Raw genomic sequence first — 19,301 nt, forward strand, 5'->3', positions numbered from 1 at the left:
AGCCCAACCATCTCCACAGGAGAAGAAGATAAAGCGATGAAATTTGCAAGTCTCTCTCTTTTGGAGAGGGATTCAGGGTGAGGCATACAACTATTTCTGATAAATTTGCAGTCAAACAACTCCTATGCTCCAAACTACAGATTTTCAGTTACAAGTCAGTTCCGAAATTGGCACTCTACGCCGACTTTTGGTACACAGTCCGGATAAAGGTTTGGGCAAAGTTGTACCGTCCAAAGCGCAGGACTGGTTGTTTGAAGATATTGTGCACCTGGAAACCATCCGCAGCAAAGAGTATGATCTGTACACCAAAATCTTGTTGTATTTTCTGGATCCGGGGAAAATCCAAAATTTAGCCGATAAAAACAGTACGCGTGAATTTTTCATACCCGGCAAAACGGCTTTTCATGCTTCAGAAAAAGTGATAGAACTGGAAGCCCTGCTGATTGAAATCCTGGATGATTTGCCCCTGCGCCAGCAGGTAGTGGCCGCCGTTTGTGCTACCGAAACCTGCACGTATCAGCAACAGCAGCAATTATTAGGTTTATCGTCGGTACAATTGGCGGTTTTATTGATTTCGGGAACGATGCCAGACGGAAATATATTTTTCGCGCCGATACCAAACCTGATTTTTACACGCGATTTAGGAACGGTAATCAACCGGCATGTTTTGCTGAACAAACCTGCCCGAAAAGCACGTACGCGTGAAGCGTTACTTACCAAATACATCTTTTTTAACCACCCGATTTTTGAAAATTACCGGCAAAATATTATTGAAGTGCCGCAAACAGAGCAGCAGTTTTTGATCCCCGAAGGAGAAATTGATGCACAAAACACGCTGGAAGGCGGCGATGTGATGATGATCAGCAAAAACCATTTACTGATTGGCTGCGGCGAACGCACCACACCGCAGGCTGCCAGCGCGGTGATCAAAATTTTGTTTGAGCAGCATGTTGTGGAAAAAGTTACCATTGTCAAAATCCCGCACAAGCGCAATTTTATGCACCTGGATACTGTTTTTACACAGGTAAAAAAGAACGTTTGGGTGCTGCTTTCATCGTTGTTCAATGCGGAGGAAAAAACGGAAAACACCGAACCGATCGATCATCTTATGGAAATCAAAAAACCGGACCGGCCGGAAATCATTCAGTTTGAAAGAGGAAAAATCGATCATCCGCGTAAATTTTTAAAACTGGAAGATTTGCTGGACAAAATCAGCCGACAAGAATTGGGCAGCACCGAAGCAACCGAATTTATTTATTCCGGCAACAATGTTTTCCCGTATGATTCGCGCGAACAATGGACCGATTCCTGCAATTTACTGGCTTTAAAAGAAGGCGTGGTTTTGGGTTATGACCGTAATGATAAAACGCTTGCTGCTTTTGCCGCAAAAGGTTTTGAAATCATTTCCGCAGAAAACCTTTTACAGCAATTTGAACTAAAATTATTGCGGCCGGACGAAATCCAAAACACGGTCATCACTTTTCCATCAGCAGAACTTTCGCGTGCGCGCGGCGGTTTTCATTGCATGAGTATGCCGCTTTTCCGGGACGAAATTTAAAGCTGTAATGCTGTTTTTACACTGCTTTTTTCAGTGCTTCCTCATAATACTTATCACCGCTCCAATCGTAAATATCGCATTGTTTTACATTATATTTTTTCATCAGCTCGCCCAGTTTGTTGATCGATTCTTCTTCAACATGTTCGGTAATGCTTACTGCTTCCCACCATTTCAGGATAAAAAAACTTTTACATTTCAATAGGATAATTTGGTACAAACCCCTGTATTTACCAGTTTGGATGATAATTTTGGTCATAATAAATTTTTTTCGGCAAAAACCCTGCGTAATCAATTTCACAAAAACAGCGTAGTAGGCTGCCATGCAGATTTAACACCGCAAACGAAAATTTATTACCACAATCTCAAAAAATGATGAAAATACATTAAGTTGGTTACATTTTAAGAGAATGATTATTTAAACGGGCAAACAAGCCCATAATTAAAGAAATAGCAATAAATGACTTCCCAAATACTGATGATACGGCCCATAAACTTTGGTTTTAACGAGCAAACCGCCGCCAGCAACGCGTTCCAGAAAAACGGTGCACAAGCGGAAGTACAGCAAAATGCCTTACAGGAATTTGATGCTTTTGTAAAAATTTTACGGCAAAACGGTGTTCAGGTGATGGTGATTGACGATACGCCGGAACTGCATACGCCGGATTCGGTTTTTCCGAACAACTGGATATCTTTTCATGAAAACGGTTCTGTGGTTTTGTATCCGATGCAGGCCGAAAACCGGCGTTTGGAACGCAAGGTTTTTGGGGCGATAAAAGAAGCATTCGCCATCAACCGGGTTTTTGATTTAACGCATTTTGAACAGCAAAACCAGTTTCTGGAAGGCACCGGCAGTATGGTTTTGGACCGAAAATACAAGCTGGCTTATGCTAGTTTATCGCCCAGGACCAATGAAGTTGTTTTGGCTGAATTTTGCAGATTGTCCGGTTATCGGTCCATTTTATTTCATGCTGAAGACGAAACCGGAAAAGCCATTTACCACACCAACGTTTTGATGGCTTTGGGCGATCATTTTGCCGTGATTTGCCTGGATTCGATCCCAAACAATACTGAAAAAAGTATGGTAAAAACAGCATTGCAGCAATCCGGGAAAGAAATCATTGAAATTGATTTTGGGCAGATGAACGCTTTTGCCGGCAACATGCTCCAGCTTGAAAACAATGCGGGGGAAAGTTTATTGGCGATGTCTGAAACCGCTTTTTTATCGCTAAAAGAAGCACAAATCAAAACGCTGGAAAAATTCTGCCGATTGATTTATTCGCCATTAAACACCATCGAAACCAACGGCGGCGGCAGTGCCAGATGTATGATGGCGGAAGTTTTTTTACCGGTAAAAACAGTATGAAAAAAAGCCCGAAAACCATCTGCAAAAATTACGGCCTGATGGTGATATAATCCGTATAAAAACCACACATTTGCCAAAATTTTATTAGATGCAGAGCTACGAAGAATTCCTGGACCTGAGCGTGGGTTTCCCGCAGGAAGGTTTTGAAATTATTGATGATGAATTGTATTTCCACGATTTAAACCTGATGGAAATGATCGAAACGTACGGCACGCCGCTGCGTTTTACGTACCTGCCGCTCATCAGCAAAAAAATACAGCAGGCCAAGCTGCTGTTTCAGTCGGCCATTTTAAAAAACAATTACCGCGGCTCGTACAAATATTGTTACTGCACCAAAAGTTCGCACTTCCGGCATATTGTGGAAGAGGCTTTGAAAAACGAAATCCACCTGGAAACTTCATCCGCTTTTGATATGCCGATGATTGACGCGCTGGAGAAAAAAGGTGCGCTCAGCAAAGATATGACCGTGATCTGCAACGGTTTTAAAACTTATCAATACAAACAGTATATCATTGATATGCTGCATGATGGCTTTAAAAACATCATCCCGGTTTTGGACAATAAAGAGGAATTTAACCTGTATGATGACGAGGTTGAGCTGGACACACCCTGCAACCTCGGCATCCGGATTGCGGCAGAAGAGCAGCCGGATTCGCAGTTTTACACTTCGCGTTTGGGCGTGCGCATGGAAGATGTGATTGATTTTTACAACACCAAAATCATCTCCAACCCAAATTTTAAAGTTAAACTGCTGCACTTTTTTATCAATTCGGGCATCTCGGACACGCCGTATTACTGGAACGAACTGGAAAAATACGTAACGCTTTACTGCAAGTTTAAAAAAATCAACCCGGACTTGGACACGCTGGACATTGGCGGCGGGATGCCATTTAAAGATTCGCTGGTTTTTGATTTTGATTACGAGTACATGGTGAACGAAATTGTGAGCCGCATCAAAGAAATCTGTGCCGAAAACGAAACGGTTGAACCGGACATCATCACCGAATTTGGCAAATATACCGTTGCCGAAGCTTCCGGGATTTTGTACAAGGTTTTAGGCCGAAAACAGCAAAACGACCGCGAAAAATGGCTGATGCTGGACGGTTCTTTCATCACCAATCTGCCTGATGTTTGGGCCTTGAACCAGAAATATATTCTGCTGCCGATCAACAACTGGGACACCGAATACGAGCGTGTTAATTTAGGCGGAATTACCTGCGACGGCCAAGATTATTACAACCAGGAAGCACACATGAACAGCGTTTACATGCCCAAAACGCGCAAAGTACAGTATCTTGGCTTTTTTAATACCGGTGCTTATCAGGAGGTTTTGAGCGGATACGGCGGCATCCATCATTGTTTGCTGCCTTCTCCAAAACATGTGATCATCCGCAGAAACCGCGACGAAACCTTTAATTTTGATGTTTTTGGTGAAGAACAAAATAGTAAGCAAGTGCTCAAAATTTTGGGTTATACCACCTAATCTGTTTATCATATTTCAGTTTCGTTTTCTGCGGACCAAACTATTCCTGCCGGGTTTTACTTTATCTTTAAACCAACAAAATGAAACCGGCAACAGATTATAGTTTTAAATTTTTGGCTTCGATGCGCCTTCGCGGAGATGTTGCTGCGGATAGTTTAATTTCGGAAGTTTTTGCAGATGATGTTCAAAAAACAGCATTCAGGAATTTGCTGGATTTCATCAATGTAAACACTGACCTACAACAAGTTACCAATTTTTATGCCGTAAAAGAAGCATTCCGATCGGCCAAAAAACTTCCGTCCTGGGCAGATCAGAAACTGATGGATCAAGGCGCAAAGTTTTTTGCCGTCCACGCCGGTGCCATCATGAATTTACTTGGCCTGCTTTCTTTGCCGTATTGTTACGCCGCGGCGGATGGTGCACGCGTGCTTGATCTGTCGGAACGCATTAAAAACAAACCCGAACACCGCTTGAACGAAACCGCAGATTTTGTGTGGGACGTAATGGCACCAAACGCTTTTAAACCCGATGGCAAAGGTTTTACCAGCATTTTAAAAGTGCGTTTGCTGCACGCGGCCATCCGTTTTTATACCAGTAAAAGCAGTAAATGGAACGCAGCCGATTGGGGTTTGCCCGTAAACCAGGAAGATATGGCAGGCACCAATTTATCGTTTTCATTGCTGGTGGTCCGTGGTTTGCGCAAGTTCGGGCTCGCGGTTGCTTATGCTGATCAGCAGGCTTTTATGCACTTGTGGAACGTGATCGGGTTTTTGCTGGGCGTAGATGAACGCCTGCTGCCCGAAACCGGCAAAGAAGCTTTACTTTTAGAAGAAGCCATCCGTTTGCGCAATTTTAAATCTTCAGCGCACGGGATTTCGCTTACAAAATCTTTGGTCAGGTATTTTGCTTTGGTCGATCCTAATTTTCAACCCAAACAAACCATGCAATTAATGCGCTATCTGATGGGTGATGAAGTTGCCGGTTTATTGACCTTGCCACCGGAACCTGCGCCCGTTTCAACCATAAAATTTTTGCAGCTGATCAGTAATTTTCAGGTTTTGAAGCAGTTGAACACCAAGTTTTCTTACCAAAACCAGCGTTCGGATTATCAAAAATTACGGCCTGCTTCCCATAAAAAACCAAACTTGCGCTACGTTTTGCCTCAAACTTTAACTTCCTGAAAAATATATGCTAAAAGAAGTATTACCTTAAACCGGATTTTCCTACTGACATGACGATACTTCTTTTAACGGTATATATTTTAATTGGTGCCTATTTTGCCGGTTTGCTCGGTTCGCTTACCGGTTTGGGCGGCGGCGTGGTGATTATTCCGCTGCTTACGCTGGTTTTAGGTGTAGATATCCATTACGCCATTGGCGCGTCGCTGGTTTCGGTGATCGCAACGTCTTCCGGTGCAGCTTCGGCTTACGTTAAAGAAGGCATCACCAATATGCGGATGGGCATGTTCCTGGAAATTGCCACTACATTGGGTGCAGTTGGTGGCGCGTTTTTGTCCAGCTATGTCCCTGCTTCTTTTATCGCCATAATTTTTGGGCTGATCTTGATATTCTCCGCCTTTATGTCGCTCAACAAAAAAACCCTGCAGGCCGATCCTGTTTCCAGCAAACCTGCGGCATTTTTAAAATTGAGCGGTTCTTATCCGGATCAGGACCGGCAAATCCCTTACGGCGTGCGCAATGTTTTTGGCGGCTTTGGGCTGATGGGTTTTGCCGGCGTGATTTCCGGTTTGCTGGGCATCGGTTCGGGCGCGCTAAAAGTGATCGCGATGGACAACATCATGCGCATCCCGTTCAAAGTATCCACCACCACCAGCAATTTTATGATCGGCGTTACGGCAGCGGCCAGTGCCGTTATTTATCTGCAGCGCGGTTATATCGATCCGGGTTTGTCCATGCCGGTGATGCTGGGCGTGGTTTTGGGCGCGGTAACAGGTTCTAAAATCCTGGTGAAAGCGAACTCCAAATCACTCAAAATTATTTTTGCCATTGTGATTTCTATACTGGCTATACAAATGATTTACAAAGGTTTTACCGGACATATATGAGCGCGAAAAAGGTTTTTAAAGATGCAGACGTACAATTACTGATTGGCACCGTGCTGCGCTGGGGCGTGATCATTTCCATGTCGGTGGTTTTTATCGGCGGGTTGATTTACGTTTACCGCCACGGCCACGAAACCGCATCTTACCATAATTTTGAAGGCGAACCTGATTTTTTAAAAAACATAAAAGGTATTTTCAGCGGCGTTGCGGCGATGAAAGGCCGGGCAATTATCCAGGCTGGCATTTTATTGCTGATTGCCACGCCAATTGCACGGATAGTGCTTTCCATCATCAGTTTCAGCCTGGAAAAAGATTATCTGTACATCTTCATCACTACGCTTGTGCTAATGATTATTTTGCTGAGTATGCTCAGCGGAACTGCCGGATAAGGTTATCGTGCACAAAAAAGCCATGAAGCCTGTTTAAATTTATGTCAAAAAAATCACCGTGCTTCTTTTATGCCTATAAATTTGATTTTTCAATTTTAGGCCGATAAAAGAAGCATGGAAATTCCTGTTTTTTATGGGATAAAAGAAGCATGGAAATCAGACTGAATAAAATACAAACAAATTCTTGTTATTTCGATACAAACCGCCCTCAAATTGCAGATTTTTAACCCAGCTTCTAACTATCCAACATAAAAAAGCAACGTATTAAAATTATTTGCGTATCAGTAAAAAAACCTGCTGCAAACACTGATTAAATGCAAATTTCCGGCCGTCATCCTGTTTTAAAAAGAGGGATTATTTATTTGATCGGCTTTTTCTTCGTCTTGCCGTTCCATTCCTTCTGCCAGAAAAAAACAATTAAATTTGATCATATAGGCGTTACGGAAGGTATCTCACAAATCAATATTACCTGTATTTTTCAGGATAGCAAGGGTTTTATGTGGATCGGGACCCGCGACGGACTAAACCGGTACGACGGCTATAATTTTATCGTTTACCAGTATGATATCAATGATAAAAACAGCATCAGCAATAATTTTATCCAGGATATTACAGAAGATAAAAGCGGGAACATTTGGGTAGCCACACTTAACGGCGGCATCAATAAATTTGATGTGAGGCAGGAAAAATTTATCCGTTTTTTGCATGACGGCCATAACCCGAACACGATAGCCAGCAACGCCATCAATAAAATTTTTTGGGATGAAAACGAAAACTTATGGATTGCCACCCAAAACAGCGGACTGGATTTTTACAACACCAAAAGCAGGGTTTTTAAGCATTATTTACACAGCAATAACCCGAACAGCATCAGCGAAAACAATATTACCGCTTTGTTTTACGATTCTAAAAACAGGTTGTGGGTTGGCACGAACGCAAACGGGTTAAACCTGCTGGACAAAAAATCCGGCCTGTTCCAAAAATATACCTATAAAAACAGCATACCAACTTCTTTGTCCTCAAATGGGATCAGCAGTATTTTTGAAGATGCAGCGCACCGCATCTGGGTTGGCACTTCCGGAAAAGGGCTTAATTTATTCGAGGAAAAAGATAAAACTTTTCGTCGTTTTATACATAATAAAACCGACCAGAACAGTTTGGCCGGAGATAACGTCCTCAGCATTAACGAGGACAGCAACGGCAGTTTGTGGGTAAGTTCTGAAAACGCCGGCATCAGCATTTTAAATAAAAACAAAACCACTTTTGAAAACTATCAGCATGATGATATTGACGACAAAAGTTTGAGCGGAAACTCGGTGTACACCATTTGCAAAGACCGCCTGGGCAATATGTGGCTGGGTGCTTTTAGCGCAGGGATAAGTTTATTTAAAAAAAGCACTGATAAGTTTATACATTACCGGCACAACAGTTCGGGCGGCAGTTTATCAAATAATTTTGTGCTTGATTTGTTTGAAGGTTCGCAACGAAACATCTGGATAGGCACTGATGGCGGCGGTTTAAACAAGTTTGATCCCTTAAAAGGCACTTTTACTGCTTTTAAACAGCAAAAAAACAAACAAGGCATTGCAGGCAATTACGTTTTGGCTTTAGCGGAAGACAGCAGCCAAAATATATGGATTGGCATGTGGGGAGATGGCATCAGCGTGTTTAACACAACTACCCACCAGTTTACCAACTATAAACATAATCCGGCGGATACAAGCAGCCTGAGCGGCAATAACATTTACGCTATTGTACCTGCTAAAGACAATAAAATCTGGATTGGCACTTATAATGATGGTTTGAATGTTTATGATGCATCAACCAAAAAATTTAAGTGTTATAAATTTGACCCTAACAACAAAAATAGCCTGAGCAGTAACCTGGTTTATAGTTTGCTTGAAGATAAACACGAAAACTTATGGATTGGCACATTTGATGGCGGCTTGAACCTGCTGGACCGGAAAACAGGCAAATTTACACGGTTTCAGCATGAAGATAAAACCAACAGCATCAGTAATAATTCTGTAGCGGATTTAGCTGAGGACAGCAAAGGAAATCTGTGGATCAGCACCAACTCCGGCTTAAATGTATTTAACCCGCAAACACATCATTTCACCGTTTTTAAGAAAAAAGACGGTTTGGCCAGTGATGTGATTTATGCCGCAAGAGCAGATAACCAGGGCAAAATATGGATCAGCACCAACAAGGGCATTTCTAAGTATGACCCCATCAGCCATAAATTTGAAAATTTTACAACCGAAGATGGCTTGCAAAATGCTGAATTTAAAGCACATGCTGCTTTAAAAGCCCGTAACGGCCTGATGTATTTTGGCGGTATAAACGGGTTTAATGTTTTTGATCCGGCAAAGATCACGCAGGAAAAAACCTTTTTGCCGGTTGTGATCACTGATTTTCAGTTGTTTAACAAAACACTAAATATTGCCCAAAACAGCGATGACCCTTCCCCGCTGAAACAAAGCATTTCTTACACCAAATCGATCACGCTCGGCTACAACCAATCTTTTATTTCTCTGGAGTACGCTGTGCTGGATTTTGTTTCCAGAGATAAAAAAGAGTATGCTTTTAAGCTGGACGGATTTGAAAAAGAGTGGAACTATGTTGGCAGGCGCAACATGGCATCTTACACTAATTTGCCGCCGGGCAGGTATCATTTTAAAATCAAATATAAAAACAGGGCCGGTGACTGGTCGCCGGTAACTGATAGTTTACAAATCATAATTGTTCCTCCTTTTTGGGCAACCTGGTGGTTTAGGGCGATTAGTCTGTTGCTGATAAGCAGCCTTGTTTATACCTGGTACAAAAGCCGGATTGGACAAATTAAGCAGCAAAAATACTTATTGGAGAAACAGGTTACAGAACGGACCGTAGAGGTAAACAAACAAGCTGAAGACCTGAAAGGGCTGAACAACGAGTTGCTCACCAAATCAGACGAGTTGGAAATACTGAATAAAAAACTTGTTCGCCAAACCGAAGATGCCGAAAAAGCCAACCAGGCCAAAAGTGTTTTTTTAGCTACGATGAGCCACGAAATCCGCACGCCGATGAACGGTATGCTGGGGATGGCTTCTCTTTTAAACGATACAAAACTGGATCCGGAGCAGTATGAGTTTACACAAACTATATTGCACAGCGGCGAAGCTTTGCTTAATGTAATTAATGATATTCTGGATTTTTCTAAGATAGAATCGGGCAAAATGGAGCTGGACCCGCACAGTTTCAACATACGTACCTGTGTTGAGGAAGTGCTGGATTTGCTGGCCGGAAAAGCAGCAGAATCTGGCATCGATTTGATGTATCAGATGGACCATAAAATACCGGCACAGATAACCGGCGACAGTATGCGCCTTCGCCAAATCCTGATCAATCTTTTAGGAAATGCCTTAAAGTTTACCAAAGCTGGCGAAGTGTTTTTAGGGGTGAATTTTAGTAAGCAGTTTAATGCAGACGAAATACAGCTTGATTTTGAAGTAAAAGACACCGGTATCGGCATTCCGGAAGAAAAACTAAGCAAACTTTTTAAGGCTTTTTCCCAGGTGGATTCTTCTACCACGCGCAATTACGGCGGCACCGGTTTAGGGCTGGTTATTTGCGAACGTTTGATCGAATTGATGGGCGGAAAAATAACGGTAAGCAGCGTTTACGGCGAAGGATCTACTTTCAGTTTTACGATCATCTGCAACATCAGCCAGGAAGATAAAAAGCCTTGCGCCACGATCAACATGACAGCAGCGGCAGGCAGGAAAGTGCTGGTGATTGACGATAACGCTACCAACCGGCGGATTTTGCAGCTGCAGCTGGAAAACTGGAATTTAAAACCGGTAACGTTGCCATCAGGCAAAGAAGCACTGGAACTGCTTGACCATAAATCAGATTTTGACCTCGTTATTACCGATATGCAGATGCCCGGAATGGACGGCGTGGAACTGGGCAACCTGATCAAACAAAAACATCAGCATTTGCCTCTGATTTTATTAAGTTCTGTAGGTGATGAAACCAAAAAACAATACCATGACCTTTTCTCGGCCATCCTGACAAAACCGGTCAAGCAGCAGCATTTAAGCCGGGTAATTTTATCGGCTTTCCAGATGCAGCCCAAACCGGCCGAAGCACCTGCCAAACCGGAAAGTTTACTGAATGAGAACTTTGCAATTGCTTATCCATTAAAAATTATGGTTGCAGAGGATAACCAGATCAACCAGAAACTGATTTTAAAAGTGCTTGAACGCTTAGGCTACAAGGCCACCCTGGCAAATAATGGCAGAGAGGCCATTGAGCAGCTTGCACTTTGCCACCATGATGTGATTTTGATGGATATGCAAATGCCCGAAATGGATGGCCTGGAAGCAACCCGCCACATCAGGCAACAAAGCATTGCCCAGCCTGCCATTGTTGCGCTCACGGCAAATGCAATGATTGAAGACCGCGAAGCCTGTTTGCAGGCTGGCATGGATGATTATATCTCCAAACCTATCAAAATAGATAAACTAATGGGCATACTTCAGCAACTGGCCACGCATTTAGTTTCCTGATTTTGCGGGCTGATTTTCATGCTTCTTTTACCGGCTAAATTTTGGTATTGATTTGGAGACTATATAAAGTTTTACATGCTTCTTTTACCGCCTGAAAATTGGTGGTTTTAAGTATTTTTCTATCGGCAGAAATTAAAAAAAGCAAAATTTAGCCGATAAAGGAAGCATTAAAAATCTGCAGCTAAAAGTTTAAACAGGCACTGGGTTTAAACACATCAACGCAAGTTTCAATCCCGCTCCTGCTTATTAATCCCCACTGCATTTTCCTATCTTTGCGGCATGACTTTTACAGAGGCCAAAGTGCGCACGGAAGCCTTGTCCGCAGCACTGAAACAACACAATTACAACTATTATGTGCTGGCCCAGCCCAGTATTGCCGATCAGGATTTTGACCAACAATTATCCGAATTGGCCGCTCTGGAAAAACAGTTCCCGGAACTGCTCGACCCAAATTCGCCTACGCAAAAAGTGGGCGGCGAAATCACCAAAGAATTTAAAACTGTAAAGCACCAGTGGCCGATGCTTTCGTTGGGGAACACGTACAACGAACAGGATTTGCTGGATTTTGACCAGCGTGTCCAAAAAGCCATCGGCAGCAATTTTGAATACGTGGCGGAGCTGAAGTTTGACGGATTGTCCATCAGCCTGAGCTACGAAAATGGCAAACTTTTGCGCGCCGTGACCCGCGGCGATGGCACGCAGGGCGATGAGGTAACCAATAATATCAAAACCATTCACGCTATCCCGCATCACTTAAAACCGGGCAATTACCCCGAGGCTTTTGAAATCCGGGGCGAGGTTTTTATGCACAAAAAAGCTTTTGAAAGACTGAACCGGGAGCGTTTGGAAAATGGCGAAGTGACCTATGCCAACCCGCGCAACTTTGCTTCGGGCACGGTCAAACTGCAGGATTCTGCCGAGGTGGCAAAGCGTCCGCTGGATTGTTTCCTGTACTTCTTTTACGCCCATAAAAATCAGTTTAAAACCCACTGGGAAAGCTTGCAAACGGTTAAAAGCTGGGGTTTCCCGGTTTGCGGGCATACCGCGCTTTGCAGCAATATCCGGGAAGTTTTGGCCTTTATCAAAACCTGGGAAACCGAGCGTTTTAAGCTGAGTTATGATATTGACGGCATCGTTTTGAAAGTAAACAGTTTTGCACAGCAGGAAGAACTGGGTTTTACGGCAAAATCGCCGCGCTGGGCCATTTCCTACAAATATAAGGCGGCATCGGCACAAACCATTTTAGAAAGCGTGGGCTATCAGGTTGGCCGCACGGGTGCCGTTACGCCGGTTGCTCATTTAAGGCCGGTTTTGCTGGCCGGAACCACCGTTAAACGGGCAACTTTGCACAACGCCAACGAAATTGCCCGGCTGGATTTATACCAAGGCGACACGGTTTATGTAGAAAAAGGCGGCGAGATCATCCCCAAAATTACCGGTGTAAACGAAGCATTGCGGAAACCAGAAGCAGAACCAATTGTGTACGCAGCCAACTGCCCGCGCTGCAATACTTTTTTGGTGCGGAAAGAAGGGGAAGCGGCTTATTACTGCCCGAACGACGAAGGTTGCCCGCCGCAGATTGTTGGTAAAATCCAGCATTTTATCGGCAGAAAAGCCATGAACATTGATGGTTTGGGCGATGAAACGATCGAGAACTTTTACCAACGCGGTTTGCTGCATCACATTAGCGATTTGTATGAGTTGAAAGAACGTACGGACGAGTTGCAAACGTTGGAACGTTTTGGCGAAAAATCCATCACCAACATGCTTTCGGGTATTGAAAAATCCAAAGAAATGCCTTTTGAAAAAGTGCTTTTTGGTTTGGGTGTCCGGTTTGTGGGCGAAACCGTTGCCCGCAAACTGGCGCGGTACTTTAAAACGATCGATGCCTTGCAACATGCTTCTTTTACCGACCTGATTTTGGTGGATGAAATAGGCGACCGGATTGCCGAAAGCCTGATCGAATATTTCCTGGTTCCGCAGCACCTGGCGCAAATTGAAAAGTTGAAAAACGCCGGTTTGCAATTCAGCACAAAAGAAGAAACCGATGTGCTGCAAAGTGAAAAACTATCTGGCAAAAGCTTTATCATTTCCGGTGTTTTCGAGCGGTTTTCGCGCGAGGAACTGAAGCAGATGATTGAACAGAACGGCGGCAAAATTTTGGGCAGCATTTCCGCAAAACTCAATTACCTGGTGGCAGGCGATAACATGGGACCGGCAAAACTGGAAAAAGCACAAAAACTGAACATCCCGATGATTTCTGAACAGGATTTAGTGGCGTTGATAGAAGGTTAAATGTGCTGAACAAATCCCGACTTGATAATCAGCTTGATTTTCAACCCGTTGCAAAATATCCGGCTTTGAAGCTGTTTAAATTTATAATGCTTCTTTTAGCCAGTAAATTTTGGATTTTATACCGATAAAAGAAGCATGGTTTTTTATACGGTAAAAGAAGCATGGAAAATAAATCAGACAAAATTTAAACAGCCGCTAAGTTTAACAATTTTCAAAACCGTGTTGTGCCATTGTTAAATCAAAAGTTAAATAATGTTTAAAATAAAAATCATCTAATGTAAATTTTATTTAATTTAAGCCTTTCTTATTTGCTTATTAACAAGTTGTTGTTAAATAAAATGGAGCCTGCGCGTTTAGCTGTTTTAAATTTTGACTGCCTTTTTGAGCAGTATAAAAAGCGCATTTATATTTATGTACTGAAACTTGTGAAATCCCCGTTTTTGGCAGAAGAAGTCACGCAGGAAATTTTTATCAAACTTTGGCTTTACCGGGACAAATTGGCCGGCATCAATAACCTGGATGGCTTTGTTTTTAAAATCGTACGCAACCAGGCACTCAACCATTTGCGTAAAGTGGCTTGTGATGAACGCCTTTTAAAAGAGATTTTAGCTTTTGCCACGCCCGAACAGAATAATGTGGACGAAAAACTGATTGCCGCAGATTATCAGCTTTTGGTACAGCAGGCACTGGATTGTTTATCACCGCAACGACGGCTGGTGTATGAGCTAAGCCGGAAAAAAGGTTTAGACCATGAAGAAATCGCCATTCAGCTAAATCTGTCCCGCAATACGGTCAAAAACCATATAGTTTCCGCACTAAAGCATATCCACAATTATTTAAGCAAAAACGGAATCTCCATAGCTATTTTATTGCTGTTTTTAAGGTAAAAATCTCAACCTGAACCTTTTAAAAAATATTTTTTTGTACCGAATATCTTTTTTCAGAAAAAATATCAGTCCGCATTAGTCCTCCCGCTATTTTCAAGTGTCTTTGGTTTAGTTTACCCAAAGAACTATGCCCGATCATCGGTTTGACCAATTATTTAATCTTTACACCCAAAACAAAGCAACTGAAGCAGAAATTGCAGAGTTGTTTGCTTTGTTTAGAGAGTTGCCAACAGAAAACCAGCTTAATCACGCATTTTTTTCTTTGTGGGAAAAAACCGGTCCGGAAGAAAACATCCAACAGCCGGACTGGAGACAGCTTTATCAGCAGACAACAGGAACAAGCGCGTTACAGGCAAATGCTCAAAAAACAAAACGCTTGCCTTCTGCCTGGTATTACGCGGCCGCTGCTGTTTTTACAGGTGTTTTTTTGGTGATACTGTTCTCTGTTTTGCACCAGCCAAAACAGCGGGAAATGTACATTACTTACACGGTCCCTTACACAACCACTAAAACACTGGTTTTTGCAGATGGCAGTAAAGCTGTTTTAAACGCAGGCACCACAATTAAATATCCAAAAACTTTTAATGGCAAAACACGTGAAGTTACACTGGATGGCGAAGCATTTTTTCAGGTAGTCCATCTCCGTAACAAACCTTTTATTGTGCACTCGGGCAGGCTGCAAACGCAGGTTTTAGGCACTTCGTTCAATGTTGATGCTTATGCCAGATCCGCCAGCATGAAAGTTACGGTAGTTACCGGAAAAGTAGCCGTAAAAGAAGCATCTGGCGGCAGGCAATTGATGCTTACGTCCAATCAGGAAGCCGTGTTGAACACTGTAAAATCATCCTTTAAAAAAGTTTTGATCGCTGATGCGGAAAATAAAATTGCCTGGCAGGATGGCAAACTGGTTTTTGAAGATGCACCGTTGGATGAAGTAGCCAGCCAGCTAAGTTTAAAGTTTGGCGTACAAACCACGCTAAGCAACCCGCAGTTAAAAAACTGCCGCATTTCCGCTGTTTTTCAGCACAAACAATTAGCACAAATACTAACGGTGATAACCAAACTGACCAATTCCGGCTTTAGCCTGCAAGGCAACAAAGCGGTGATTTCGGGCAAGGGTTGTAATTGATCATTATTAAACTTACTAACAACACTATGCTTATGGCGATAGCAGGACAACAATAAAAAACGGGCAGGATGTGTTACCAGCACATCTCGCCCAAAAACCGGATTTGCAGGAGGCAAATGCGGCAGCCAATTGATCCGTTAACAGGAGAATAACCTATTATACCAAACAATTTTTCAAATATATGATAAAATATTTACTGCCTTTTTGCCGGAAACTATCTGCCGGAAGCAAAGCTGGGGCTATCATTTTGATTTCAATTTTAACTGTGTTTTCTGCGGAAGCTAAAGTAAAAAGCAACCAGAGCTTAAACACACGCATCACTTTAAACCTTAAAAATAAGGCGGTAAAAGAAGTATTCCTGAAAATCAGCAGGGATTACCGCATCAATTTCGCTTACAGCCCCAATACGGTGCCAAGTGAAAAAAAGATTGACCTGCAGGTAAAAGATAAGCCGCTGGAAAACGTTTTGCACGAAATTTTAGACCCTATCGGGATGGATTATGCTGTATCGGACAACATCATCGTGATCGATAAAAAAGTTAAGCACGAAACCCAGCAGGACCAGCCGGTTAGAGGACAGGTAACAGATAGTAAAGGTGCGCCACTACCGGGCGTAAGCGTTATGATCAAAGGGACAACATCCGGTGCCACTACAGATGGCAACGGCCGTTACAGCCTGATTATGCCAAACGGGAACAATACGCTGGTTTTTACTTACATCGGTTTTACCACACAGGAAGTTGCCGTTAACAGTCAAACGGTAATCAACATAAAACTGGCAGAAACAACTAATGCTTTAAACGAAGTAGTAGTAACAGCACTGGGCATCAACCGGGAAAAAAAATCTTTAGGTTACGCCGTTTCAGAAGTTAAAGGTGCTGAATTTACCCAGGCACGCGAAAACAATGTGGCCAACGCTTTAACGGGCAAAGTTGCTGGTGTAAATGCAATCGGTTTATCTACCGGCCCGGGCGGCTCCAGTCGGGTTGTTATCCGTGGAAACGGATCTTTGACCGGGCAAAACCAACCGCTTTATGTGGTGAACGGTATGCCGATAGACAATAGTACGCCGGGTGGTTCGGCAACAGTTAACGGCCTTACCAACAACGTGGACCGTGGTGATGGTATCGGCGGCATCAACCCGGACGATATTGAAACCATGACCGTGTTAAAAGGTGGTACCGCTGCTGCTTTATACGGTTCGCGGGCGGCAAACGGTGTAATTTTGATCACGACCAAAAAAGGCCGGGCGCAAAAAGGCATCGGTATAGAATACAACACTACAGCAACTTTAGAAGATATTGCAGTTTTTCCGAAATTTCAATATCAGTACGGGCAAGGCGACAGTGGCGTTTTACCAACAGATTTAGGAACGGCGCAATCCACTGGCCGCAGGTCTTGGGGCGAGTCGATCGATCCGTCTAAAACTTTTACTGCGGTTGACGGGCAAAAGCACAGTTATGTGGCTCAAAAAGATAACCTAAAAAACTTTTACCAAACTGGTACTACTTTTACCAATACACTGGCTTTTACCGGTGGATCTGAAGCATTGACCTATCGCGTTTCGGCTGCAGATTTAAACAGCCGCGGATTGCTTCCGGGCACCACTTTCGACCGCAAAACCGGTAATGTTTCTTTAAACGGAAAGCTTGGCAGCAAAATCACCATTGAAGCTTTGGCGCAATACAATTTAGAAAAAGGCCATAATAAAACCAGTGCCGGTGATGCTTTGGGCAACCCTAACTGGCTGCCGTATATGGTTGCCAATACAGTTGATGTGCGCTGGATCAAACCGGGATATGATGCCAGCGGAACCGAAACGGTTTGGAATGATGCGGCAATCGCTTCCAACGGTTACTTCGTGATCAACAAATACAAAGAAGACGATACCAAAAACCGGATGATTACCCAAGGTTCGGTTGCTTATGAACCGGTTAAAAATCTGGTTTTCAAAGGTGTGGTCAGTCGTGATTTTTACAGTTATAATTATTCAAACGTATTACCTACCGGTACACTTTATGTGCCAAACGGGAGTTATTCCGGCATCAAATCCGATGCTTCCGAAACAAATGGATTGGCAACCGTTAACTATCACACCAGGTTTGCCGATAAATTCAACATCTCTGTTTTAGGCGGTGTGAATGCACAAAAATCAGAAGTAAACCAGCTATCTTTAAACGGTTCTACTTTTACCATACCATACTTTTACAGTTATACTAATCTGGCTACCGCTTCAACTGTGCCATATACCGGCCGCAGTGCCATCAATTCTGTTTTTGGTTCTGCAGATTTTGATTATAAAAGCCTGCTTTACTTAACTGTAACCGGCCGTAAAGATTGGTTTTCGGTATTAAGCCAGGCGCACAACAGCGTATTTTACCCAAGCGTTGGCGGCAGTTTCATTTTATCTGATGCGCTTAAACTGCCTGCTGTTTTTAACCTGGCAAAAATCAGGGCTTCTTATGCGCGCGTGGGCGGCGGCGGCCCAGACCCTTATCAGATCAATTTATCTTACAGTAACGTACCAAGTTCTGGCCCGACTTTACAAAATGTAACCAGCAGCATTATTTCCAACCCTAATTTAAAACCCTATACTTCTACCACGCGGGAAGCCGGTATAGAAATGCAAATGTTTAAAAACCGTTTAAATTTTGATGTTACATTGTATGACCGGGAAACCACAAACGATATTGTAAATTCCACCATATCTTCTACATCCGGCTACAACAGTGTCGTTTTAAATTTAGGTGCCATCAGTAATAAAGGCATCGAACTACAAATTAACGGTACACCGTTAAGCGGTAAAAACTTTAGCTGGAACCCAAGCTTCAACTTCTCTTTTAACAAAAACAGGGTATTAAAACTGGCTGAGAACATTACTTCGGTACAATTGGCAAACTCAGTCAATAACTGGGCTTACATCAACAATATTGTGGGTTATTCTGCCGGGCAGATTGTGGGTACAAGTATGCAAAAAGATGCCGGCGGCAATGTTGTTTACAGCAAAACAACCGGCTATCCGGTGGCTACGGATTTGCATGTTTTGGGCAATAGTGTGGCACCTTACACAATGGGCCTTACAAACAGTTTCCGCTATAAACGCTTTAATTTAAGTGTTTTGCTGGATGGTAAATTCGGTAACAAAATATTCTCGGTTGCCGAAGTTTATGAAGCCCGTTTAGGCTTGCTGAAATCTACGCTGCCCGGCCGCGACAACGGTTTGGTTTTATCCGGTGTAGATCAAACCGGGGCTGCTTACAGCCGCACAGTACCGGTAAGCGGTTTGCGCAGTTATTATGACAATTACAAAACCTATTCTGACCTCTTTTTGCACGATGGCGGCTTTGTAAAACTGCGCCAGGTCATCTTTGGGTACAACATCCCGGTATCAGCTTTAAAATTGGTAAAACTCCAATCGGCTAATATTTCTTTTGTAGCCCGGAACCTGGCAATTTTGTACAAAAAGACTGAAAATTTCGATCCCGAATCCAGCCTGACAAACAGTAATATCCAGGGCATCGAATCTATCGGTTTACCGCACACCCGCTCATTCGGTCTGAACTTATCCGTCAAATTTTAACA

At 43.1% G+C, this 19,301-nt stretch carries 12 protein-coding genes; 11 read left to right on the forward strand and 1 reads right to left on the reverse strand.

What is annotated here, in order from left to right; genetic code table 11:
- Window positions 1–124: 124 nt before the first annotated feature.
- Entirely contained in the window at window positions 125–1,558 is a 1,434-nt protein-coding gene (locus ACOFKR_RS12745; protein WP_419801188.1) for an arginine deiminase family protein, read from the forward strand.
- A gap of 16 nt (window positions 1,559–1,574) precedes the next feature.
- On the opposite strand, the gene ACOFKR_RS12750 is transcribed toward ACOFKR_RS12745, so the two are convergent.
- Window positions 1,575–1,880, reverse strand: a complete 306-nt coding sequence (locus ACOFKR_RS12750; RefSeq protein WP_419801189.1) for a hypothetical protein — start codon at window positions 1,878–1,880, stop codon at window positions 1,575–1,577.
- A gap of 153 nt (window positions 1,881–2,033) precedes the next feature.
- On the opposite strand from ACOFKR_RS12750, the gene ctlX reads away from it, so the two are divergent.
- The 10 genes from ctlX to ACOFKR_RS12800 all read left to right on the forward strand — a co-directional run bounded on the left by ctlX (window position 2,034) and on the right by ACOFKR_RS12800 (window position 19,299).
- On the forward strand, window positions 2,034–2,921 hold the full coding sequence (ctlX, locus tag ACOFKR_RS12755; protein WP_419801190.1) for a citrulline utilization hydrolase CtlX: 888 nt from the start codon (window positions 2,034–2,036) through the stop codon (window positions 2,919–2,921).
- A gap of 88 nt (window positions 2,922–3,009) precedes the next feature.
- Window positions 3,010–4,404, forward strand: coding sequence for an arginine decarboxylase (locus ACOFKR_RS12760; protein ID WP_419801191.1), 1,395 nt, complete (start codon window positions 3,010–3,012; stop codon window positions 4,402–4,404).
- Window positions 4,405–4,484: 80 nt separating this feature from the next.
- Window positions 4,485–5,585, forward strand: coding sequence for an oxygenase MpaB family protein (locus ACOFKR_RS12765; RefSeq protein ID WP_419801192.1), 1,101 nt, complete (start codon window positions 4,485–4,487; stop codon window positions 5,583–5,585).
- A 50-nt stretch (window positions 5,586–5,635) separates the two neighbouring features.
- Window positions 5,636–6,469 (forward strand): sulfite exporter TauE/SafE family protein, encoded by an 834-nt coding sequence (locus ACOFKR_RS12770; RefSeq protein WP_419801193.1) that lies wholly within the window; start codon window positions 5,636–5,638, stop codon window positions 6,467–6,469.
- On the forward strand, window positions 6,466–6,855 hold the full coding sequence (locus ACOFKR_RS12775; RefSeq protein ID WP_419801194.1) for a DUF1634 domain-containing protein: 390 nt from the start codon (window positions 6,466–6,468) through the stop codon (window positions 6,853–6,855). Before ACOFKR_RS12770 ends, ACOFKR_RS12775 begins: the two co-directional genes overlap by 4 nt.
- Window positions 6,856–7,169: 314 nt before the next feature.
- Complete coding sequence (locus ACOFKR_RS12780) at window positions 7,170–11,408, forward strand: two-component regulator propeller domain-containing protein (RefSeq protein WP_419801195.1); 4,239 nt, start codon at window positions 7,170–7,172, stop codon at window positions 11,406–11,408.
- 279 nt (window positions 11,409–11,687) lie between these two features.
- The gene (gene ligA, locus ACOFKR_RS12785; protein WP_419801196.1) at window positions 11,688–13,703 is read left to right on the forward strand and encodes an NAD-dependent DNA ligase LigA; all 2,016 of its coding nucleotides are present in this window, start codon (window positions 11,688–11,690) and stop codon (window positions 13,701–13,703) included.
- 338 nt (window positions 13,704–14,041) lie between these two features.
- Window positions 14,042–14,590: an RNA polymerase sigma factor gene (locus ACOFKR_RS12790; RefSeq protein ID WP_419801197.1), complete on the forward strand. Its 549-nt coding sequence runs from the start codon at window positions 14,042–14,044 to the stop codon at window positions 14,588–14,590.
- 127 nt (window positions 14,591–14,717) lie between these two features.
- Window positions 14,718–15,719, forward strand: a complete 1,002-nt coding sequence (locus ACOFKR_RS12795; protein ID WP_419801198.1) for a FecR family protein — start codon at window positions 14,718–14,720, stop codon at window positions 15,717–15,719.
- 181 nt (window positions 15,720–15,900) lie between these two features.
- Window positions 15,901–19,299 (forward strand): SusC/RagA family TonB-linked outer membrane protein, encoded by a 3,399-nt coding sequence (locus ACOFKR_RS12800; protein WP_419801199.1) that lies wholly within the window; start codon window positions 15,901–15,903, stop codon window positions 19,297–19,299.
- Window positions 19,300–19,301 lie beyond the last annotated feature (2 nt).

The sequence above is a fragment of the Mucilaginibacter sp. genome (assembly GCF_965201005.1).
GTDB lineage: Bacteria > Bacteroidota > Bacteroidia > Sphingobacteriales > Sphingobacteriaceae > Mucilaginibacter_A.